The sequence below is a fragment of the Paraglaciecola sp. L3A3 genome (assembly GCF_009796765.1).
Classification (GTDB): domain Bacteria; phylum Pseudomonadota; class Gammaproteobacteria; order Enterobacterales; family Alteromonadaceae; genus Paraglaciecola.
The window spans coordinates 2,009,699-2,028,929 of the sequence record NZ_CP047023.1; the positions used below are offsets into that span (position 1 = coordinate 2,009,699).

Below are 19,231 nucleotides of genomic sequence, written 5' to 3' on the forward strand. Positions count from 1 at the left end.
TGATTTTACGCAGGTAGGTCATAGACTCAAGAAAAATCTATCTTTAATGTGCTAAGCCAAAGTGTTCTAATAAGACAATTGTTAATTAAAATGAAAACAAATGTGACTGTTCAAAAGCCTATTCTAAATAGAAGAAAGACTCCTCGGGAAAAGGATACCTTGTTTCAATGTATGGTTGCCTTCAATGTCTTGGGTTGGTTTGTCTTTCTGGCTGCAATCCTTGTTTTTCATGACGCTCGTCCTGAATTTGTGTCTGGAGTGCAAGAATTTTGGGGAGTGCAAGGACGACAAGAATGGTCTGAAACTTTAAGTTTTTATCTGGTTGCTTTGCTGTGTGGTTGCGTGTTTATTAGCTTGATTGTACTTTTAATGAAACGTAAACGTAATAGACGTGAAAGTGATCATTATGGAATTAATGGATATGTTTTAATGTTTGCAGCTGTATCGAGTTTGATTATCCTGTATTTTGAGTTTAATTCTTAGCTTGCCAAAGACATAATATAATTATCTAAAGCCTATATCTTTAATCATGGAAAGTAATCTGAAATTAACAATTAACCCAAATTTCCGTCATCAAATGTTACAAGTCGGCGTAGAAAAAACGCGAGTCTTTGTCATTGATGATTTCTTGTTAGATCTTAATCCATTGTTAAATAATGCCCATCAGAAAACATGTTTTAGTCCCGAGAAAGTCACTGCCTATCCTGGTATTCGAACTGAACTACCGGTGGCTTATACTGAACTGGTAGGGGATTTTTTAAAGCCTTTATTTGAACGGGTTTACCAAGTACCTAGTGAGTTAAATTATAGATTAAAGGCGGGTAAATATTCACAAATTTCTTTGATTGAAGATGAACTTGAAGAAAAACATTGTTTGCCACATTACGATAGTGTTAATCCTCATTATTTTGCGGTACTGCATTATATAAATCCAGGTGAATTTGGTGGTACATCTTTTTACCATCACAAACCAACAGGATTCGAAAACATCTATCAGTCCCGAAAAGTCGAATACTTGCAATCGGTCACTGATCATTTAAAAGCTCATTCTGGTACATTTTATCAGCAATATTTTGTCAAATCAGATGGGCACTTTGATTGCTCAGGAACTATCGGTTATCAACAAAATAGAATGCTTGTATATCCAGGTAGTTTGCTACATTCAGCAGTCATTAACCCTGTTAACGATATTAGTAGCAATGTGAAAGTAGGGCGTTTAACTGCCAATATGTTTATTGATTTTGAGAAGTAAATCCTTTTTCATTATATAATTTGTTAATACTTGCTGTTTCAATCGTATTTGTTGTTTGGACACGACTGTGAATCCTTTGGCTATAAAAAAATATTTAGCAGTAATGCTGACATTCGCAGTGAGTTGTTTTATGTTCTTTTGTGCAGCGAGTTGATGAATATGTTGCATTAAGGCACTACCCACACCTTTGCCTTGATGTTTATGGTGACAAAAGAAATGGTCTATATAACCACTAGTTTGTAAGTCACAGTAACCGATAATTTGCTGATTAGTTACACAAACAAAAGGGCCCAGCGAACGGATCTTTTTTTGCCAAGCTATCATATCTCGATCTTCAGGAGCCCAAACATCTAGCTGTTGTTGGGTGTAGTCATGGTTATTAACATTATGCACAGTATCGAAAAATAGTTTATGTAGAATGGGCTCTTCAGCTGGCTGATAAGGTCTAATTTGCATAAATATATGAGTGACAGGACTAAGATTTTTAGCATAATAGATTGTTGTGTGATATTCCAATATTGGATATTTGTCATTGACTCAAAGACTATGAAAAGTAAACTGCTAGTTAGTAATAAAATGTTATAAAAATATATTTCACGCCATCTTAGAAGAGGTTCTATAGGTTATGTTATGGATGTAAAGTTCCGTCAGTTGATAGAGTTAGGGGCCGGAAAGTTTGAGCATGTAGATGCCGCATTGATAGAGCACCTAGAAGGTACTCGTTGCACTCTAAAATCTTGGTCTGCAAATGAGACCTTACAAGATGCAGGATTATATTATTTAGCTTACTATGGCCAAGATTCCTCCTATGATACAAAGCAAAGAGTAAGTGTTGCCAATGTTTTGGGGGAGAATGTAGAACAGCTTATTTATTATTATTTTTGTTGTGATTTTACTCCTTTATTGGAACAAATTGATCAACAAAGGGCCAATCTTTATCATAATTTCATTTCAGAAAAAGAGCCTCTTAGCCTAGACATGTTAAAAGCTTTATGTGAGTTAGATGCCGCTATATTTGTTGATAGGGCATTGCATGGGACTAAACGTACGGTGCAGCAAAATAAAATATTGCAGACTAAGTTTAAAATAACGCAGCAATTTTTAAGTCTTGCTGCCAAGCGTAAATTGAATCAACACTTTTTCTAACAGTAAGTATGCAGATTAATTATATAGATTGATCTCTAAATATAGATGTTTTCTAGTAATTACCTAGTAAATGTTAATTACAAAATTATTCCATTAATAACTAAAGTTATGCTCAATTTATAAGGTTGTTTCATGCATTGGTATTCTATCTTACCGCCAGTTATTGCAATTCTTGTTGTTTTTTGGCGAAAAGAAGTCATTTTAGCTCTGGTGCTGGCAATTTTTTCTGCTGAATTATTATTAGCTTACCAAAATCAAACAGAACTGTTCTTTACTGCAGCTATTGGCTCTATCGAAAGAATTATCACAATAGTTAGTTCGTCTGGGAATAGTAGAATATTGATATTCAGTGTGTTGATTGGTGCTTTATTAGCTTATATGCGCCAGTCTGGTGGTGTGACTGCAACAGTTGAACTGTTAATCAATAAAGGTGTGGCAAAATCAAAAAAACAAGTGGGGCTACTCACTATGTTTACCGGTGTTGTGGTGTTTATTGAATCCAATTTAAGTGTTTTAGCTGCTGGTATTTTGTCTCGTGGCTTATTTGATAAATTCAAAATGAGTCGTGCTAGATTGGCTTATATTATCGATAGCACCAGTGCACCAATCTGTATATTAATACTGCTTAACGGTTGGGGGGCGTTTATTTTAGCCTTGTTAAGTCAATATGATTTACCTCAATCACCGGTTGCCATTTTATGGGGAACAGTACCTTTAAACCTTTATGCAATTATTGCTCTGTTACTAGTCTTGTATACCATTTTGGCTGATAAAGTTCATGGTCCAATGAAACAAGCCGAACGTGAATTAGTACTACTTGATTCTGAACAATCGCAAGTTAAAGGCAGCAAAGCGCGTTTTATGTTGCTGCCTTTAGCTACCATGATCTTTGGCATGATCGGTTTTATGTTCTGGACTGGGGATGGGGTCTTGGCCAGCGGCAGTGGCAGTAAATCAGTGTTATATGCCACTGTGTTGGCTTTGTTTGTGTCTTATTGTTTATTACTTAGTTCAAAACGTTACTCTCATCAAGAGTTAGTTGATACAGGTTTTACAGGTATGGGAGAAATACTACCTTTAGTTACAATAGTGTTGTTTTCTTTGACCTTAGGGGCAAGTCTGCAAGAACTAGGAACGGGCACCTATGTCGCCAGTATAGTAGGAGATTATTTGCCCATCAGTTTAGTCGTGCCAATGTTATTTATTGCTGGTGCTCTGATGTCTTTTAGCACAGGTACATCTTGGGGCACGTTTGCCATTTTGATCCCAATAGGTGTGCCGCTAATTCAAACTTTAGGTTTGCCGCCATCTCTGGTGATTGCTGCCATTTTAGGTGGAGGCATTTTTGGTGATCACTGTTCACCAATTTCTGATACTACAGCTGTGTCGTCGATTGCGTCGGGCTGTGATTTATTAACTCATGTGCGTACTCAAATGCCATATGCTTTAGTAGGAGGTGTTATAACCTGTGTGGGTTATTTTATGATTAGTTTGTTAGTACTTTAAACAATAATTTTTAACTACGTAAGAGAGATAACTATGTATATAAGTCGTTCAGTGAAAATAGTTGGTTTTCTTATGTCAACTATCATCTTCATGGCTTGTTCTAAACAAGCTGAAATTACTACAGAAAATATTGCTCAACAGCAAGCTGCGGTGGCTATGCCAGATTCATATAGTGCCGATGTAGCAAAAAACATTTTAATTAAAGGTGGTAATGCTGTAGATGCTGCGATTGCCGCTCAGTTTGTATTAGCTGTAACCTTGCCAGAAGCTGGAAATATCGGCGGTGGTGGATTTATGCTGGTCTATAAAGATAAAAAGAGTGATTTTATCGATTACCGCGAACAAGCCCCTTTAAGCGCTCACCGAGATATGTATTTAGATGAAAACGGCGAAGTGATCCCGTATCAATCATTAATCGGGGTTTTATCAACAGGCGTGCCAGGTACAGTGGCGGGGATGTGGTTAGCTCATCAAAAATATGGCAGCCTATCTTGGGAAGAGTTAGTACAACCAGCAGTCACTTTGGCTGAACAAGGTTTTATTGTGCACCCGAAATTGGCTGCCTCAATTGAAAAACATATTCAACGTTTAGAGTCTCGAGGGTTTACCGTTAACTTTAAAGATTACTTTGCTGATGCCAAAGCAAATAAATTATTTAAACAAGATGAACTAGGGAAAACCTTAACCCGAATTCGAGATGAAGGAAAGGACGGTTTTTATTTAGGTGAAACGGCGAGTTTGATCAGTGATTTTATGCAACAAAAAGAAGGATTAATCACCAAACAAGATTTACTGTCATATCAAGCTAAGTCTCGTGCAGCGTTAACAGCAGATTGGCGTGGGTATCAACTATTATCATCACCACCACCCAGTTCTGGGGGGATTGCCATTGTCCAGTGGTTAAAAATGTATGAGTTATTAACGAAAGATCAGCCATCCTTAGGGAATAATTCTACAGAGTATGTACACCTATTATCTGAAATAGGTAAACGTGTATTTGCTGATAGGGCTGAATATTTGGGCGACCCAGATTTTATTGATGTGCCAGTTGGCCAATTGGTAGCAGATCAATACATACAAAAACGTAGTCTAGAAGTTTCTCGAGAAAAAATATCAGAGACAGAGGCTATTCGTCCAGGCTTAAAAGAAAGTGAACAAACCACGCACTTTTCTATCGTTGATAAATGGGGGAATGCGGTCTCTAATACCACCACACTAAATTTAGGTTTTGGCAGTAGTGTAGTGGTTGAAGGTGCAGGTTTTTTATTAAATGATGAGATGGATGATTTTAGCTCAAAACCTGGAGTGGCCAATGCCTTTGGTGCGGTTGGTGGTCAAGCAAACGAAATACAACCGAAAAAACGTATGCTGTCATCTATGTCGCCAAGTATTGTACTTAAAGATGGTGAGGTGACTGTAGTAACGGGATCGCCAGGAGGCACTACTATAATAAGTTCGGTTTATTTATCTATTTTACATGCACTTGAGTTTAATATGACGGCCGATGAAACGGTCAATAATCCAAGGTTTCATCATCAGTTATTACCTAAAAATATGATACGTCATCATCCAGGCCTAGCGCCAAATGTGATAAAGGAGCTTGAACAATTAGGTTATAAAATGTCTGAACGTCGGTTCGGTGACATGCACGTTATTTTGAATATAAACGGCAAACTTGATGCTGGCTCTGAAGCGAGTGGTCGGGGTAAAGCTATGGTGTTTTAAAGGCCTTTACTTTAACGCATATTAGAAATGGATATTTTAGATAGTTAATTATATGATTATCGGTAAAATTTTGTATCTATGAGTGTGTTTTGAAAACCTACCCAAGAGTGACTTTATGGGGTTTCGTCTTTTTACTCTTCTCCGGCACAGGAATTGCCGGAGAAGTGAGTGACTTTCTTAATAAGGCAAATGTAAAAACTTACGATTGCCCAGATGATAGTTTTGTCCCGCAGCTAGAAAATCTTTTATCTTCTAAACAAATAACTCCCTTAGAACTGATCAATTTAAATGTGTATAAATCTCATTGGTTAATTTGTGTAGGTAAGAATGCACAAGCTAAATCGATTTTAGATAGGATCCTAGAGCAAGATAAAATTGATAAAAAGTCTCGCAGTTATGCAAGTTTACTCTACCAGCTAGGTTTTATTTATGATGTAAATGATGATCCTAAACGTTGTGATTATTACCGACAATCTGAAAAACGTGCTAAAGACAAATTCAACGATATTCATTTAAGTTCACAACTTGGTTTGATTACTGTTTGTGACCAAGATAAACAAAGTCTTGGCGTTAAGTTAGGTCGATTGTTTGCTTTAGTAAAAATGTACACGGCTAAAAAAGACATAGAGTCCTTAGCACATATCCATAATAATATCGGCTTGCTCTATAGTTCGATAGGCCAGAATGCTTTAGCGGCTGAACAATACGAAAAATCCTATCGATTAGGTTTGACTGTATACGAAGAAAAAAATCAATTGGCTCCATTAATTAGCGTTATTACCGCTTATAGTGGCAGTGGCGATTATGAAAACGCTATGCTAATGATTGAAGAATTAGGTCGAGGCAACATCAAGGTTAATACCCCTTTGACCAACAGTTGGTATCACTATGCATTAAGTCGACATTTTTATCGTACCGATAACTATGAGGCTCTTAGAAATAGTTTAGCTAAATGGAAAATTTTTCTCGCGCAAATTTCTAATCAACAAATGAAAAAACTACATGAGTGGTACAGTGCCGCTTTGTGTTTACATGACCAAGATAAGGCTTGTGTTGAAGCATTTATGCTAGCCCAGCAAGATATTGCCACAGCATTGCCAACCCGATTGTCAAAACATATCCATTACATTGCTTTTTTAGTTAAAGCACATTTGTTTTTGGGCGATATTGATGCCGCTCAACAAAGCTTTACTAGATACTCGACTTCTATGTTTGAAAAAGCCAAGGAGCAACAAAAGTCAGCTCGCGTGTTAGGGGTCGCAAATTTACACAATGAAATTTTAGCCCTAGAAGAAAGTTTGGCTGATGCTAAAGCGAATCAGTTACAAGGTATTTTGCTAATAGTGTTAATTATTTTACTTTTAGCTGGATTCGTTTATTTTACGATTGGTAGAAATTATTTAAAGACGCTAGGGACTGATAAGTTAACCGGATTACAGAATGAACAATCTGTGTTAAGTCTAATTAAGCGAGTAAAGCCGCCCCTTAACGGTAAAGTAAATGCTTTAGCCTTATTTGATGTGAACAACTTTACTGAAGTAAACTCCCAGTTTGGTTATATGACTGGCGAAGATTTATTAAAAAGTGTGGCTAATTGTTTGAAAAAAGTGACACGAGATAAAGATATTGTCGGACGGATCGGCACCGACCAGTTTATCGTTTGTTTAAAGAATATTGATGAAAAAACTGCTAATGAATTGTTCGAACGTATATTAGATGCTTTGACTCATGTGGCATTTGACTATGGCAGCGGAGAAAGTGTGAATGCCCGCTCGAGTATGAGTGTATATAGTTCGCAAAATGATTTTTCTGATCTAGATGATGTGTTGATTGAAATCCGTAATGTTATGAGAAAGAGCCTAGTTCGCCAGATCTGCTGATCTTGGCTGAAGATAAATTACATCTGTACTTAATTCAAGTTAACAAAAGTGTTAGCCAATACTGAGTTAAAGAATAGCAATAAAAATGAGATTAGGTTTATGAAGTTGTTACTTCCATTAAAATATTACGATGAAGCGGGCAGGGTGAAGCCACCTATTTCACTTTATTGGGTCATTTTATTTTTGTGTCGTAGCTTAGTGATTTTGGCTGGATCACTTTCTTCTCAGCAATATAGTAAAGAATTATTAGCCATGTTTTATGCAGATAGTCGTTTTCTGTATATTAATATTTTTATTGCTTTACCTACTTTTGTAGCTTTATTGATTATGGGATTTCGAGAAAAACTTTGGCAAAAAAATAGAGTTTGGTTATTTACCTTAATTATTCCCCTAATGATTTTTTCTTGTATTGTGGATGTCGCTTATCATTTGTTTGTGGCTAATTTACAACATTGGCAATTTTCTTGGGTGATAGCTATCACTTTAATAGCAGATGTGTTCTGTTTGTACTTTTTAAGCAAAGACAAACATGCGTCATTTATGGTGTTTGATTGGCGAACCAAAGTGGCAGTAACCCCTGATAATTAATTGTTCATCAGGGGAAATATATTGAAATGATTATAACCTGGATAGCTTGTTATTGATTATTACTGACAGCTTGATCGTAGTATTGTTTGAGACTAACCTGACTGTCGTTGACTAACCTTTGATAACAAACACCAGCAAAGGCATAAGTCCTGTCTGCGTAGCTTAAAACTACATATGGTGCATCGGGATCTGACTCATCATATTTCCAATCTCCACCGATATTTTTACGAAATATTTCTCCTACATAAGCGCCGTAAATATTACAAATAGTAAATACGGCATCTTCTTCCAATACTATTGCTTTATATTTATCAAGCCAGCTCAAAATCACGTCATCGACTAAGTCTAAAGTTTGTTCAGAACCATCAAGAGTTAAATTAAACTCTTCTTTTGTGGTGGTGATAGCATTTTGGGCGCTATCAGCCATTAATGAGGCTAATTCTGCAGATGTCATAGTCATGATTTGTTCTCCTGTTATTCTTATTATTAGTTTATTTAATTGTTTTAGCCGTGCTTTTTAATAATATTTTTTCTATTACCCTAGCAGTGGCAACAAAACCAAAGGTGGCAGTGACTGCAACGGCTGCACCAAATCCAGTATTACAATCTAACTTAGCGCTGCCGTCAGTACCTGATTTATTCATACATACACTGCCATCTTCTTGGGGATAACGCAATTGTTCGGTGGAGAATACACAATCGATAGCAAAGCGTCGTTTAGGATTGGTGGTGAAGTTATAGAAACGTCGTAATTCAGAGCGTAGTTTAGATGCCAAGGGATCTTGAATCGTCTTGCTTAAATCTGTTACCGCAACTTGTGTGGGATCAATTTGTCCGCCAGCTCCACCTATAGTGATCACAGGTATTTTATTACGTTTGCAGTAGGCAATCATAGCTGCTTTAGCTTTAATGCTGTCAGTGGCATCCACCACATAATCAAACTCGCTAGTTATTAGTTCAGCTACATTTTCGGGGGTGACAAAATCCTCTATCACCTGCACATCACAAGCTGGATTAATGAGTTTGATACGCTCAGCCATAGCGTCGACTTTAGCTTGGCCTGTGGTGGTATGTAAGGCATGGATTTGTCGATTGGTGTTAGTGACACATATATCGTCTAGATCAATTAGGGTGACTTTACCGATAGCGGTGCGGGCAAGTCCTTCCGCTACCCAAGTTCCCACACCACCAATACCCACAATACAAACATGAGATTGTTTTAGTATTTGGGTTTGTTTTATACCGTATAGTCGTTCGGTGCCACCAAACCTTTGTTTTTCTTGGCTCATATTAAATTACAGCTTAAAAAAATTTGCGACATTATATCAGTGCTTTATCTTTTTTCTAAATTTGCCGCGGTATTTTTGCTAAATCAAAGATAATGAGTGAATTATGCCATTTAAATGCGCTTATTGACTTTAGTTTGTTGATTAACTAATTGAGCTTTAATACTATTCCTCCCAGATATTTTGAGGGCTGTATTTAAGCCTTGTAGAACTTAAAAATTAAAAAGGAAAGTAATATGAAGCCTGTAGTTTTAGCTGGTGGAAGTGGTAGTCGATTATGGCCTAAATCTAGAGCCGCATTACCTAAACAGTTTTTACGTTTAACTTGTGACTTAACTATGTTGCAAGACACCATCGCACGGCTAAATGGAACTGAAGCAGAAAACCCCATAGTGATTTGTAACGATGCGCATAGATTTTTGGTGGCAGAACAATTACGCCAACAAGACGTAGCTCACGGTGGAATTTTGCTTGAACCTATGGGCCGAAATACTGCACCAGCTATCGCCCTCGCTGCGTTACATGCTTCCCTTGGCGGTGACGATCCCACTTTACTTATTTTAGCTGCCGATCATTTAATTAGTGATGCACCAGCATTTCATAAAGCAATTGCTCAAGCAGAAGTATTAGCTAACCAAGGTAAATTAGTGACTTTTGGTATAGTGCCAGACTCTGCACACACAGGTTATGGTTACATTAAACGAGGCGAAAAAGTTGCCGCGACAGAAGTTGGCTTTGATGTAGCAAGTTTTGTTGAAAAACCTGATTTGAATACTGCGCAAACCTATGTGGATTCTGGTGAATACTACTGGAATAGCGGCATGTTTATGTTTAAAGCTAGCCGATATTTACAAGAGTTAGAAAAATATAACCCCGAAATGTTGGCGATCTGTAAAAAAGCCATTGCCACAGAGTCTAAAGATTTAGAGTTTGTTAGGGTTGATGCTGACACGTTTGTGAATTGTCCTGATGATTCTATCGATTATGCAGTGATGGAAAAAACCGATGCGGCTTGCGTGGTTCCGCTTGATGCAGGTTGGAGCGACGTAGGAAGCTGGTCTTCTTTATGGGAAACAGCGAAACAAAAAGATGAAAACAATAATGTGATTATTGGTGATGCCATATTAGATGGAGTAAACAATAGTTATATTAATTCTGAGCAACGATTGATTTCAGTAGTGGGCTTAGACGACGTAGTAGTCGTAGAAACTAAAGATGCGGTTTTGGTTGCTCACAAAGATAAAGTGCAAGATATTAAAAATGTGGTCAATAAACTGAAAGCCGAACATCGCCCTGAATGGGAATTCCATCGTGAAGTGTTTAGACCTTGGGGCAGCTATGATTCAATCGACAATGGCGAACGTTTCCAAGTTAAACGTATCACGGTTAAACCGGGTGAAAAGCTTTCGGTGCAAATGCATCATCACAGAGCAGAACATTGGATTGTGGTAGCAGGAACGGCCAAAGTGACTAATGGTGAAGAAACCTTATTATTATCTGAAAACCAGTCTACCTATATTCCAATAGGTGTTATTCATGCCCTTGAAAACCCAGGTAAAATTCCACTAGAGTTGATCGAAGTACAATCTGGTACTTACTTAGGTGAAGATGACATAGTTAGATTTTCAGACCGATATGGACGTGTTGAGTCTAAGTAGTCTGAACTGAGGTTAAGTAAATAGTTAAACTAGGGTAAGAAAAAATTTATGAAAATTACATGTTTTAAAGCCTATGACATTCGCGGAAAATTAGTTGAACAACTAGATGAAGCTTTAGCCTATCGTGTTGGTAGAGCTTTTTCTGAACATATGCAGGCTAAAACTGTTGTTGTAGGTGGTGATGTAAGATTAACTTCTGAACCGCTTAAATTGGCATTAAGTGCCGGTTTAATTGATGGCGGAGCCAGTGTCACTGACTTAGGTATGACAGGCACAGAAGAAATATATTTTGCCACTAAGTTTTTAGCGGTTGATGGCGGTATCGAAGTGACCGCTAGCCATAACCCCATTGATTACAACGGTATGAAATTAGTAAAAACTGATTCTAAACCAGTGAGTGGCGATACTGGCTTGTTTGCTATACGTGACTTAGCTGAAACCTATGCTGCTGATTTGGTACAAACTCGTTTAGACCATTATGCTGATCGCATAGTGTCTACTGAAGAGTTTATCCAAGGCCAGTCTTCGGTCAGTGTTGATAAATTACAAGCGAGTGGTGCGTATAAAAAAATCAATAATATGCAAGCCTATGTCGAGCATATGTTGTCTTATGTGGATTTAGCTAATTTTAAACCGTTAAAATTAGTGGTGAATGCCGGTAATGGTGCAGCGGGTAGTGCTTTAGATGCAATCGAGTCGGCACTTAAAAGTAACAATGTACCGATTGAATTTATTAAAATTCATCATACCCCTGATGGCAGTTTTCCTAATGGTATTCCTAACCCGCTGTTGCCTGAAAGCAGAGCCGATACTGCTAATGCGGTAATTGAGCATAAAGCGAATATGGGCATTGCTTGGGACGGAGACTTTGATCGTTGTTTCTTATTTGATGAAACCGGTGAATTTGTTGAAGGTTATTATATTGTAGGTTTGTTGGCCAAAGCCTTCTTAGATAAAGATCCAGGCTCGAAGATTATTTATGATCCTAGAGTGTATTGGAACACAGAAGACATAGTGACTTCTGCTGGTGGTGTACCGATTAAGAGTAAAACAGGTCATGCTTTTATCAAAGAACGGATGCGAGCTGACGATGCTGTTTATGGTGGCGAAATGAGTGCTCACCATTACTTCCGTGATTTTGCCTATTGTGATTCAGGTATGATCCCTTGGTTATTGGTGGCTGAATTATTGTGTACCACTAATAAAGATTTATCACATTTAGTGAAAGAACGTATTGCAGCATTTCCATCTTCAGGTGAAATCAACAGCACATTAGCTGATCCAGATGCTTCAATTAAAGCCATCCTAGACAAATATGAGCCAGCAGCGACTGTTGTCGATTACACAGACGGTATTGGTTTAGAATTTGATAAGTGGCGCTTTAATTTACGTAAATCAAACACAGAGCCTGTGGTTCGTTTAAACGTAGAGTCCAAAGGTGATATCGCTTTGATGCAAGAAAAAACTGCAGAAATATTGGCTTTGTTGAAATAAGACTCTATTCATTTAAGTGAATAAAAAGTAATAGTAACTAAAAAAGCAAGCCCAGTTTATGACTGGGCTTTTTGTTTACCATTAACTGAATTTCTGATTTACTTTTTAATATTTTTCCCATTTATCAAAGGGACAAAAGTGATGTCAATTTATAAAATATAAGGCAATATATATTTTGACCTTCAATTCAAAATTATATGGCATGCACAATGCTTAATTTATAATCGCCTGAGATTGATTACCTATAGGGCACGAAGTAAACTCTAATCAAAATATTTTTAATAAAAAGGGGAACTTGCGGATAATGAATATAGCTGCACTAGTGAAATGCGCGTCCAACAAAATTCAAGGAAAAACACACATGAAGACTCTTTTGGCAATTCCTCTTTTTATAACGGCTATGTTTGCTCTGACAGCTTGCGGTGGTGGCAGCGACTCGAATTCTACGAGTGAACAAACTCAGGACACAGCTGATTCAAGCGCCCCTAAAACATTGACAATAGGCATGTCTCAATATCCTTCAACCATGCACCCTAATATTGAATCTATGATGGCTAAGTCTTATGTTCGTGGTTTCTTGGCTCGTTCAATGACTTACTTCGATGCAGACTGGAATTTAGTGTGTGGTTTGTGTGTGACCTTACCCACTTTTGAAAATGGTTTAGCTGTACTAGAAAAAACACCTGATGGAAAGCCTGGTATTGCGGTTACTTATGAGCTTCCTGCTGGGGTGACTTGGGGGGATGGTACGTCATTGACTACTGCCGATATTGCTTTTGCTTGGGAAGTGGGTCAAAACTCACAAACAGGTGCCAATAATTTAGAGATGTATACTCGGGGTTATCAACTGGATATCATCGACCAAAGAAAATTTACCTTGCACCTTAATAAAGTCACCTTTGATTACAACCAACTTGGTGATCTTTATCCACTGCCTAAACACCTTGAAGGCGAACTATTTGCTGAAGAAGCTTACGAGTATCGTCACCGCACTAACTATAATGCCAATACCACTTTGCCCGGATTGTGGTGGGGCCCTTATATCATTACAGATAGTCAGCAGGGCAGCTCAATTACTATGGAACGTAACCCTCACTGGTATGGTAAAACGCCATACTTTGACCGCATTATTGTGCGCGCCATTCTGAATACTTCGGCTATGGAAGCGAATCTACGTTCGGGCACCATAGATATGGTAGCAGGTGAGTTAGGTGTGACTTTAGATCAAGCGTTGGCCTTTGAAAAACGCCATGGTGATAAATACAATATTATCTATAAACCTGGTCTGTTCTATGAGCATATTGACCTCAACTTAGAAAACCCGATTTTGAAAGACAAGAGCGTTCGTCAAGCCTTGATGTATAGTATTGACCGTCAAATGATCAGCGAACTTTTATTTCAAGGTCGCCAGCCAGTCGCCCATTCAAATATCAGCTCTCTTGACCGAGTGGCTTCCAGTAACGTTAAAATTTATTCCTTAGATTTGGCAAAGGCCGCGGCACTTTATGATGCTGCAGGTTGGAGTGTGATGAAGGACGGTATTCGCCACAATGAGGCGGGTGAGCCACTACGTTTGGAGATCATGTCTACAGCTGGCAACAAAACCCGTGAAAAAGTTGAACAGGTATTACAAAGTCAGTTGAAACAAGTGGGTGTAGATTTGCGTATTCGTAACGAGCAAGCTCGTGTGTTTTTTGGGCAAACGACTCGTGAACGAAAATTTAGTGCCATGGCAATGTATGCTTGGATTTCTTCACCGGAAAATGTACCACGTTCAACCTTGCACTCATCAGAAATCCCCACAGCTGAAAATAACTACGCAGGTCAGAATTACACCACCATTAGTCTACCAGAGTTGGATCAGGTTCTTGAGGCCATAGAAACGGAACTTGATGCTGATAAACGCTTGCCACTTTGGGAAAAAATGCAACAAATTTATACGGAAGAAATCCCGGTTATGCCTTTGTATTACCGCGCGAACTCTTTTATTTTGCCTAAGTGGTTGAAGGGATTGCGTCCTACAGGCCATTTAAACCCCTCTAGTGATCACGCTGAATATTGGCATAAAGAAGATGGTAGTGGGCAATAATGAGTGGTGATAAATCTCCGCTGTTATCGGTAAAAAATCTGAGTATTGGTTTTGACTCTGGTGATGGATTAGTCAAAGTAGTAGAAGATGTGTCTTTTAATTTAGAAAAAGGCAAAACCTTGGCTTTAGTGGGGGAGAGTGGTTGCGGAAAATCCTTAACTGCCTTTGCTTTGCTGCAATTGTTACCCCCTTTTGGCAAAATATTGTCGGGCTCCATTGAGTTTCAAGGACGGGATCTGGCTAGTTTAAGTCAGACTCAAATGCAGGCTTTGCGTGGTCACCATATATCTATGATTTTCCAGGAGCCAATGACAGCGCTGAATCCTGTTTTTACTATAGGAGCTCAAGTATCAGAGTCATTGATATTACATAAGGGCATGAGTAAAGCACAGGCTTGGCAAAAGAGCATTGATATATTGGCGTCTGTGGGTATTCCCGATCCAACATCTCGTGCTAGTAATTTTCCTCATCAATTGTCGGGCGGTATGCGTCAACGGGTAATGATAGCTATGGCCTTGGCCTGTGAACCAGAGATCTTAATTGCTGATGAACCCACAACCGCTCTTGATGTGACTATTCAGGCGCAGATCTTGGATTTAATGCATGACTTACAAGACAAGTTCGACACCGCAATTTTGTTTATTAGTCACGATTTTGGTGTGGTTTCACGAATGGCCGATGACATTGCAGTGATGTATGCCGGTCGTATGATAGAGCAAGGCTCTGCTGCCGATGTGTTATTAAACGCCAAACACCCTTACACCAGCGCACTATTAAATACTACGCCAAGAGTGGATGTCACCGTTGATCGATTACCGGCGATAGAAGGTCGGGTACCGCCACCCAACCAACGGCCTGATGGATGTTGTTTTAAACCAAGATGCAGTGAGGCCAAAGATTTATGTGCTCGGGTACGACCTGAATCAGTCATCATCAGTCCTAGCCACCAAAGTGCTTGTCATAAACTGACGGATTATAGTGGAGCAGCAGATGACTAATAATCAATCTAAAGACATCATTGTCTCTATTTCACACTTAGCTAAAACCTTCAACACAAAAGTCGCCACTAATAAAGGCTGGGAGCAGAAAAAAGTCAAAGCGGTTACCGATGTCTCCTTGCAGATAGAGCGGGGTGAAACTTTGGCATTAGTGGGCGAAAGTGGTTGCGGAAAAACCACTCTAGGTAGAATGCTTTCTTTATTTCACACCCCAACTGCTGGTGAATTTACTATCAATGGTCAAAACGTGGTTGGCCTTAAGCGCAAACAAATCAAACCCTTGCGCCAACACGTGCAAATGATATTTCAAGATCCTATGTCTTCATTGAATCCAAGACATACAGTTGAAGGTATTTTAACCGAGCCGCTGAAAATTTTTGCTAAAGGCACCGCAGATGAAAATCGCACACGAGCCGGTGACTTACTAGAAGCATGCGGACTGCCCCGTGAAGATCTGAGTAAATACCCCCATGAATTCAGCGGTGGCCAGCGCCAGCGTATTACTATCGCCAGAGCCCTTGCGTTAAATCCTGCTTTTATTGTTGCCGATGAGCCGGTATCTGCCCTTGATGTGTCTGTACAAAGTCAGATTTTGAATCTGATGAAAGATTTACGTGAGAAATTCAATCTGACCTATTTGTTTATCAGTCATGATTTAGCGGTGGTTCATCATTTAGCGGATCGTATTGCCGTGATGTATTTAGGCCGTATTGTTGAAATAGCTTCACGAGATTGTTTATTTAAAGATGCGGTACACCCCTACACTCGGGCTTTATTAAGCTCAATGCCCACAGTGACACCTAATAAAAGTAAGATTGGCAAAATTTTGCAGGGAGATCCCCCTAGTCCAATCGATCCGCCTGCGGGTTGTCCCTTTCATCCTCGCTGTGCCCACGCCACTGACATTTGTCGTCAACAAGTTCCGATACTTGAGGCGAGTCGAATGGGTGAAGCTCATCAAGTGGCGTGTCATTTAAAGGACGAATTGATATGAAACAATTTTTACTGATGCGAATTTTACAATCTTTAGTGGTGTTGGCTGTGATGTCTTTTGTCATTTATGCCTTGATTGGTTTAATGCCTGGCGACCCTATCGACTTGATGATCAGTGCCGATCCGAAAATGACTGCTGCTGATGCCGCCCGTTTACGGACTCTTTACGGACTAGACTTGCCTATTCATGAGCGGTATTGGAATTGGTTGACTACCGCCTTATCGGGGGATTTAGGCTATTCTCGTTTGTTTGGTCAGCCGGTTTTAGACGTATTGTTTCCTGCCATGAAAAATTCATTGCTTTTATTAGGCAGCGCTTTTTTTATGGCGGTAGTGATTGCGATCCCACTGGGGACTATTGCGGCATCTAAACCACGCTCTGCAACCGATTACGGCGTTAATATATTTGCCTTTGCCGGCATTTCAATTCCTTCTTTTTGGTTGGCTTTGATGTTGATAATGTTATTTTCTGTCACCCTAGGTTGGTTGCCTGCTGGGGGAATTGCTCCTGATGGTGCCGGGTTTCTTGAAAGTCTTCGCTACATAGTGTTACCTGCCATAACCCTGACTATTGTGAGTATTGGTAGTTATTCTCGTTATGTTCGTTCGTCTATGATAGAGGTGCTGCGTCAAGATTACATTCGTACGGCCAAAGCTAAAGGTGCAAGTAGTAGTCGTATTATATGGCGACATGGCTTGCGCAATGGAATGATCCCTGTAGTGACTATTTTGGCTTTAGACTTCGGTTATTTATTTTCAGGGGCTTTGGTAACAGAAACTATTTATTCTTGGCCAGGTATGGGTAAGCTGATTTTTGATGCAGTAATGGGCAATGATTTTAATTTGGCACTGGTGGCCTTATTATTTGCCACTGCCATTACATTGGCAGGAAACCTACTTGCAGATATTTGTTATGCCTGGTTGGATCCTCGTATTGTGATTGGAGGAAACCAATAATGGCTGCCTTAATCGTGCGTAGTAACTCTCCTTTTGTATTAGCCATGGGACGTTTCAAACGGCATAAATTAGCCATGGCTAGTTTTGCCTTATTGGTTTTGATGATAGTTATCGTTATTTTTGCCCCTCTATTTGCACAGATGATGGGAGTGGATGGTAATCAGGTTGATCTCTTCAATCAAAAGGCAGCTCCTTCTGAAGAACATTTATTGGGTACCGATGAATTGGGCCGAGATGTAATGGTTCGACTCATGTATGGTGGTCGTATCTCCCTGTTTATCGGGTTGATTGCGGCTATAGCAGCTGCCACGGTAGGGACTGTGATTGGCCTATTTGCCGGTTATTTTGGTGGCCGACTCGATGCGCTATTAATGCGTTTCACCGACAGTGTTATTGCGCTGCCTTTACTACCATTACTTATCGTTTTGGCGGCAATTGATTTAAGAAAGTTAGGTTTTTCTGAAGAGATAGCCAGTTCAGATATGGTCAGTTTCTACCGCATTATCGTCATTGTTGCTTTGGTAGGTTGGACTACTGTAGCTAGGTTAGTCCGTGGTGCGACCTTGAGTCTGAAGGAGCGTGAATTTGTGATGGCAGCAGAAGGAGTGGGTGCCAGTCACATGCGAATTATGTTCAAACACATATTCCCCAACCTGATTTCTCCAATTATTGTGGCGGTGACTCTATCAGTAGGTAATGTCATATTGCTGGAGTCGGTATTAAGCTTCTTGGGGCTGGGAATTCAACCCCCTATGCCCAGCTGGGGTAACATGCTCACTAACGCACAAGAGTTAATCTGGGATGCACCTATGTTGGCTGTGTATCCTGGGCTGCTAATTTTTGTGACAGTTATCTCTTTTAATTTTTTAGGAGACGGATTACAAGACGCCTTTGATCCAAAGGCCGAAGTGTGAAGGTTAGGGATAAAAGTAGAATAAGGCAGAGTGGGGCAGACTTAGCAGAATGAAGCAGTTTGAAAGCAGTAAATAGAAGTTAGTAAATAGATTGAAGGTAAAGCAAAAATATTGTCACAGATACATAGAGTTATAGGTGCGGCTGCGACGAAAAGCCAAAAGCCTTAAACCACAGAGGCTCCACTATACAGAGAAAAGCAACAAAACAGAATGTAGCAGGCTAAGCAGTTTAAGAGCAGTAGCAAGTAAATAGGGGGCGGAGATAGTTTAAGCTGTGATCTGGCCTCAAATTTCGTCATTCCGGTGTGCTTTTTAGCCGGAATTCATTCTTTTAAAAGCAGTGCCTAGCCGCGAGATTTGAGCCTCGATTTTAAAAGCAAAAAACATTGTCACGGAGTAGCACAGAGCTTAAAAATGCGGCTTTTAGCCGAAAAGTTAAAAGCCTTAAACCATGGAGATGTATGGTTTTTAGCTCTTTGCTGTTATTTTTACTCGTCGCTCGAATCTGCGTTTATCTGCCAAATGCTAGCTGTAATTCTATTTAACCTGAATACTGGATAAGCCGAACCTCTCGATAATGCTCTTTTTGTGCCTAGAGGCGTTGGATTGCTTAGCCGAGTCGCAGTGTCTAGCAATAACACGTTATTACGTACGACACTATACACGAAAAATTTCGTCACCGAGTAAGCATCCCGGTGAGGTGATTTGGGTGAATATTATTAATTTATTGAATTGTAATGATAAA

Annotated in this window: 17 protein-coding genes; 14 read left to right on the forward strand and 3 right to left on the reverse strand. The window is 39.3% G+C overall.

Translation table 11 applies throughout. From position 1 onward, the window contains the following. Positions 1-171: 171 nt before the first annotated feature. Entirely contained in the window at positions 172-483 is a 312-nt protein-coding gene (locus tag GQR87_RS08370; RefSeq protein ID WP_158968343.1) for a hypothetical protein, read from the forward strand. Positions 484-529: 46 nt separating this feature from the next. Then, the gene (locus tag GQR87_RS08375) at positions 530-1,252 is read left to right on the forward strand and encodes a DUF6445 family protein (RefSeq protein WP_158968345.1); all 723 of its coding nucleotides are present in this window, start codon (positions 530-532) and stop codon (positions 1,250-1,252) included. Here GQR87_RS08375 and GQR87_RS08380 read toward each other — a convergent pair. After that, entirely contained in the window at positions 1,217-1,708 is a 492-nt protein-coding gene (locus tag GQR87_RS08380; protein WP_158968347.1) for a GNAT family N-acetyltransferase, read from the reverse strand. The two genes, GQR87_RS08375 and GQR87_RS08380, sit on opposite strands and share 36 nt — an antisense overlap. Before the next feature lie 174 nt (positions 1,709-1,882). Here GQR87_RS08380 and GQR87_RS08385 point away from each other — a divergent pair, with 174 nt between their 5' ends. The 5 genes from GQR87_RS08385 (at position 1,883) to GQR87_RS08405 (ending at position 8,097) form a co-directional block, all read left to right on the forward strand. Further along, positions 1,883-2,398 carry a DUF6817 domain-containing protein gene (locus GQR87_RS08385; protein ID WP_158968349.1) on the forward strand — a complete coding sequence of 172 codons (516 nt, stop codon included), beginning with the start codon at positions 1,883-1,885 and terminating at the stop codon, positions 2,396-2,398. Positions 2,399-2,530: 132 nt separating this feature from the next. Next, positions 2,531-3,904 carry a Na+/H+ antiporter NhaC family protein gene (locus GQR87_RS08390; protein ID WP_158968351.1) on the forward strand — a complete coding sequence of 458 codons (1,374 nt, stop codon included), beginning with the start codon at positions 2,531-2,533 and terminating at the stop codon, positions 3,902-3,904. Between the two features lie 90 nt (positions 3,905-3,994). After that, positions 3,995-5,629: a gamma-glutamyltransferase gene (ggt, locus tag GQR87_RS08395; protein WP_233267472.1), complete on the forward strand. Its 1,635-nt coding sequence runs from the start codon at positions 3,995-3,997 to the stop codon at positions 5,627-5,629. A gap of 89 nt (positions 5,630-5,718) precedes the next feature. Continuing rightward, positions 5,719-7,509, forward strand: a complete 1,791-nt coding sequence (locus GQR87_RS08400; protein ID WP_233267433.1) for a GGDEF domain-containing protein — start codon at positions 5,719-5,721, stop codon at positions 7,507-7,509. 99 nt (positions 7,510-7,608) lie between these two features. Continuing rightward, positions 7,609-8,097, forward strand: coding sequence for a DUF2919 family protein (locus GQR87_RS08405; protein WP_158968355.1), 489 nt, complete (start codon positions 7,609-7,611; stop codon positions 8,095-8,097). Between the two features lie 49 nt (positions 8,098-8,146). Here the strand turns inward: GQR87_RS08405 and GQR87_RS08410 are convergent, their stop codons facing one another. Together GQR87_RS08410 and tcdA are read right to left on the reverse strand one after the other, a co-directional pair. Next, positions 8,147-8,557, reverse strand: a complete 411-nt coding sequence (locus GQR87_RS08410; protein WP_158968357.1) for a hypothetical protein — start codon at positions 8,555-8,557, stop codon at positions 8,147-8,149. 31 nt (positions 8,558-8,588) lie between these two features. Further along, positions 8,589-9,386, reverse strand: a complete 798-nt coding sequence (gene tcdA / locus GQR87_RS08415) for a tRNA cyclic N6-threonylcarbamoyladenosine(37) synthase TcdA (protein WP_158968359.1) — start codon at positions 9,384-9,386, stop codon at positions 8,589-8,591. Positions 9,387-9,619: 233 nt separating this feature from the next. On the opposite strand from tcdA, the gene GQR87_RS08420 reads away from it, so the two are divergent. From GQR87_RS08420 to GQR87_RS08450, 7 genes are all read left to right on the forward strand, one after another. Then, a complete protein-coding gene (locus tag GQR87_RS08420; protein ID WP_158968361.1) occupies positions 9,620-11,041 on the forward strand; it encodes a mannose-1-phosphate guanylyltransferase/mannose-6-phosphate isomerase in 1,422 nt (473 codons plus the stop codon). A 48-nt stretch (positions 11,042-11,089) separates the two neighbouring features. Further along, positions 11,090-12,535, forward strand: coding sequence for a phosphomannomutase CpsG (locus GQR87_RS08425; protein ID WP_158968366.1), 1,446 nt, complete (start codon positions 11,090-11,092; stop codon positions 12,533-12,535). Positions 12,536-12,896: 361 nt separating this feature from the next. Further along, complete coding sequence (locus GQR87_RS08430) at positions 12,897-14,624, forward strand: peptide ABC transporter substrate-binding protein (protein ID WP_199271707.1); 1,728 nt, start codon at positions 12,897-12,899, stop codon at positions 14,622-14,624. Continuing rightward, positions 14,624-15,622, forward strand: a complete 999-nt coding sequence (locus GQR87_RS08435; RefSeq protein ID WP_158968368.1) for an ABC transporter ATP-binding protein — start codon at positions 14,624-14,626, stop codon at positions 15,620-15,622. The genes GQR87_RS08430 and GQR87_RS08435 overlap by 1 nt, the downstream gene beginning before the upstream one ends. Continuing rightward, the gene (locus GQR87_RS08440) at positions 15,615-16,616 is read left to right on the forward strand and encodes an ABC transporter ATP-binding protein (RefSeq protein ID WP_158968370.1); all 1,002 of its coding nucleotides are present in this window, start codon (positions 15,615-15,617) and stop codon (positions 16,614-16,616) included. The genes GQR87_RS08435 and GQR87_RS08440 overlap by 8 nt, the downstream gene beginning before the upstream one ends. Then, complete coding sequence (locus GQR87_RS08445; protein WP_158968372.1) at positions 16,613-17,572, forward strand: ABC transporter permease; 960 nt, start codon at positions 16,613-16,615, stop codon at positions 17,570-17,572. Before GQR87_RS08440 ends, GQR87_RS08445 begins: the two co-directional genes overlap by 4 nt. Next, the gene (locus GQR87_RS08450) at positions 17,572-18,486 is read left to right on the forward strand and encodes an ABC transporter permease (protein WP_158968374.1); all 915 of its coding nucleotides are present in this window, start codon (positions 17,572-17,574) and stop codon (positions 18,484-18,486) included. Before GQR87_RS08445 ends, GQR87_RS08450 begins: the two co-directional genes overlap by 1 nt. Positions 18,487-19,231 lie beyond the last annotated feature (745 nt).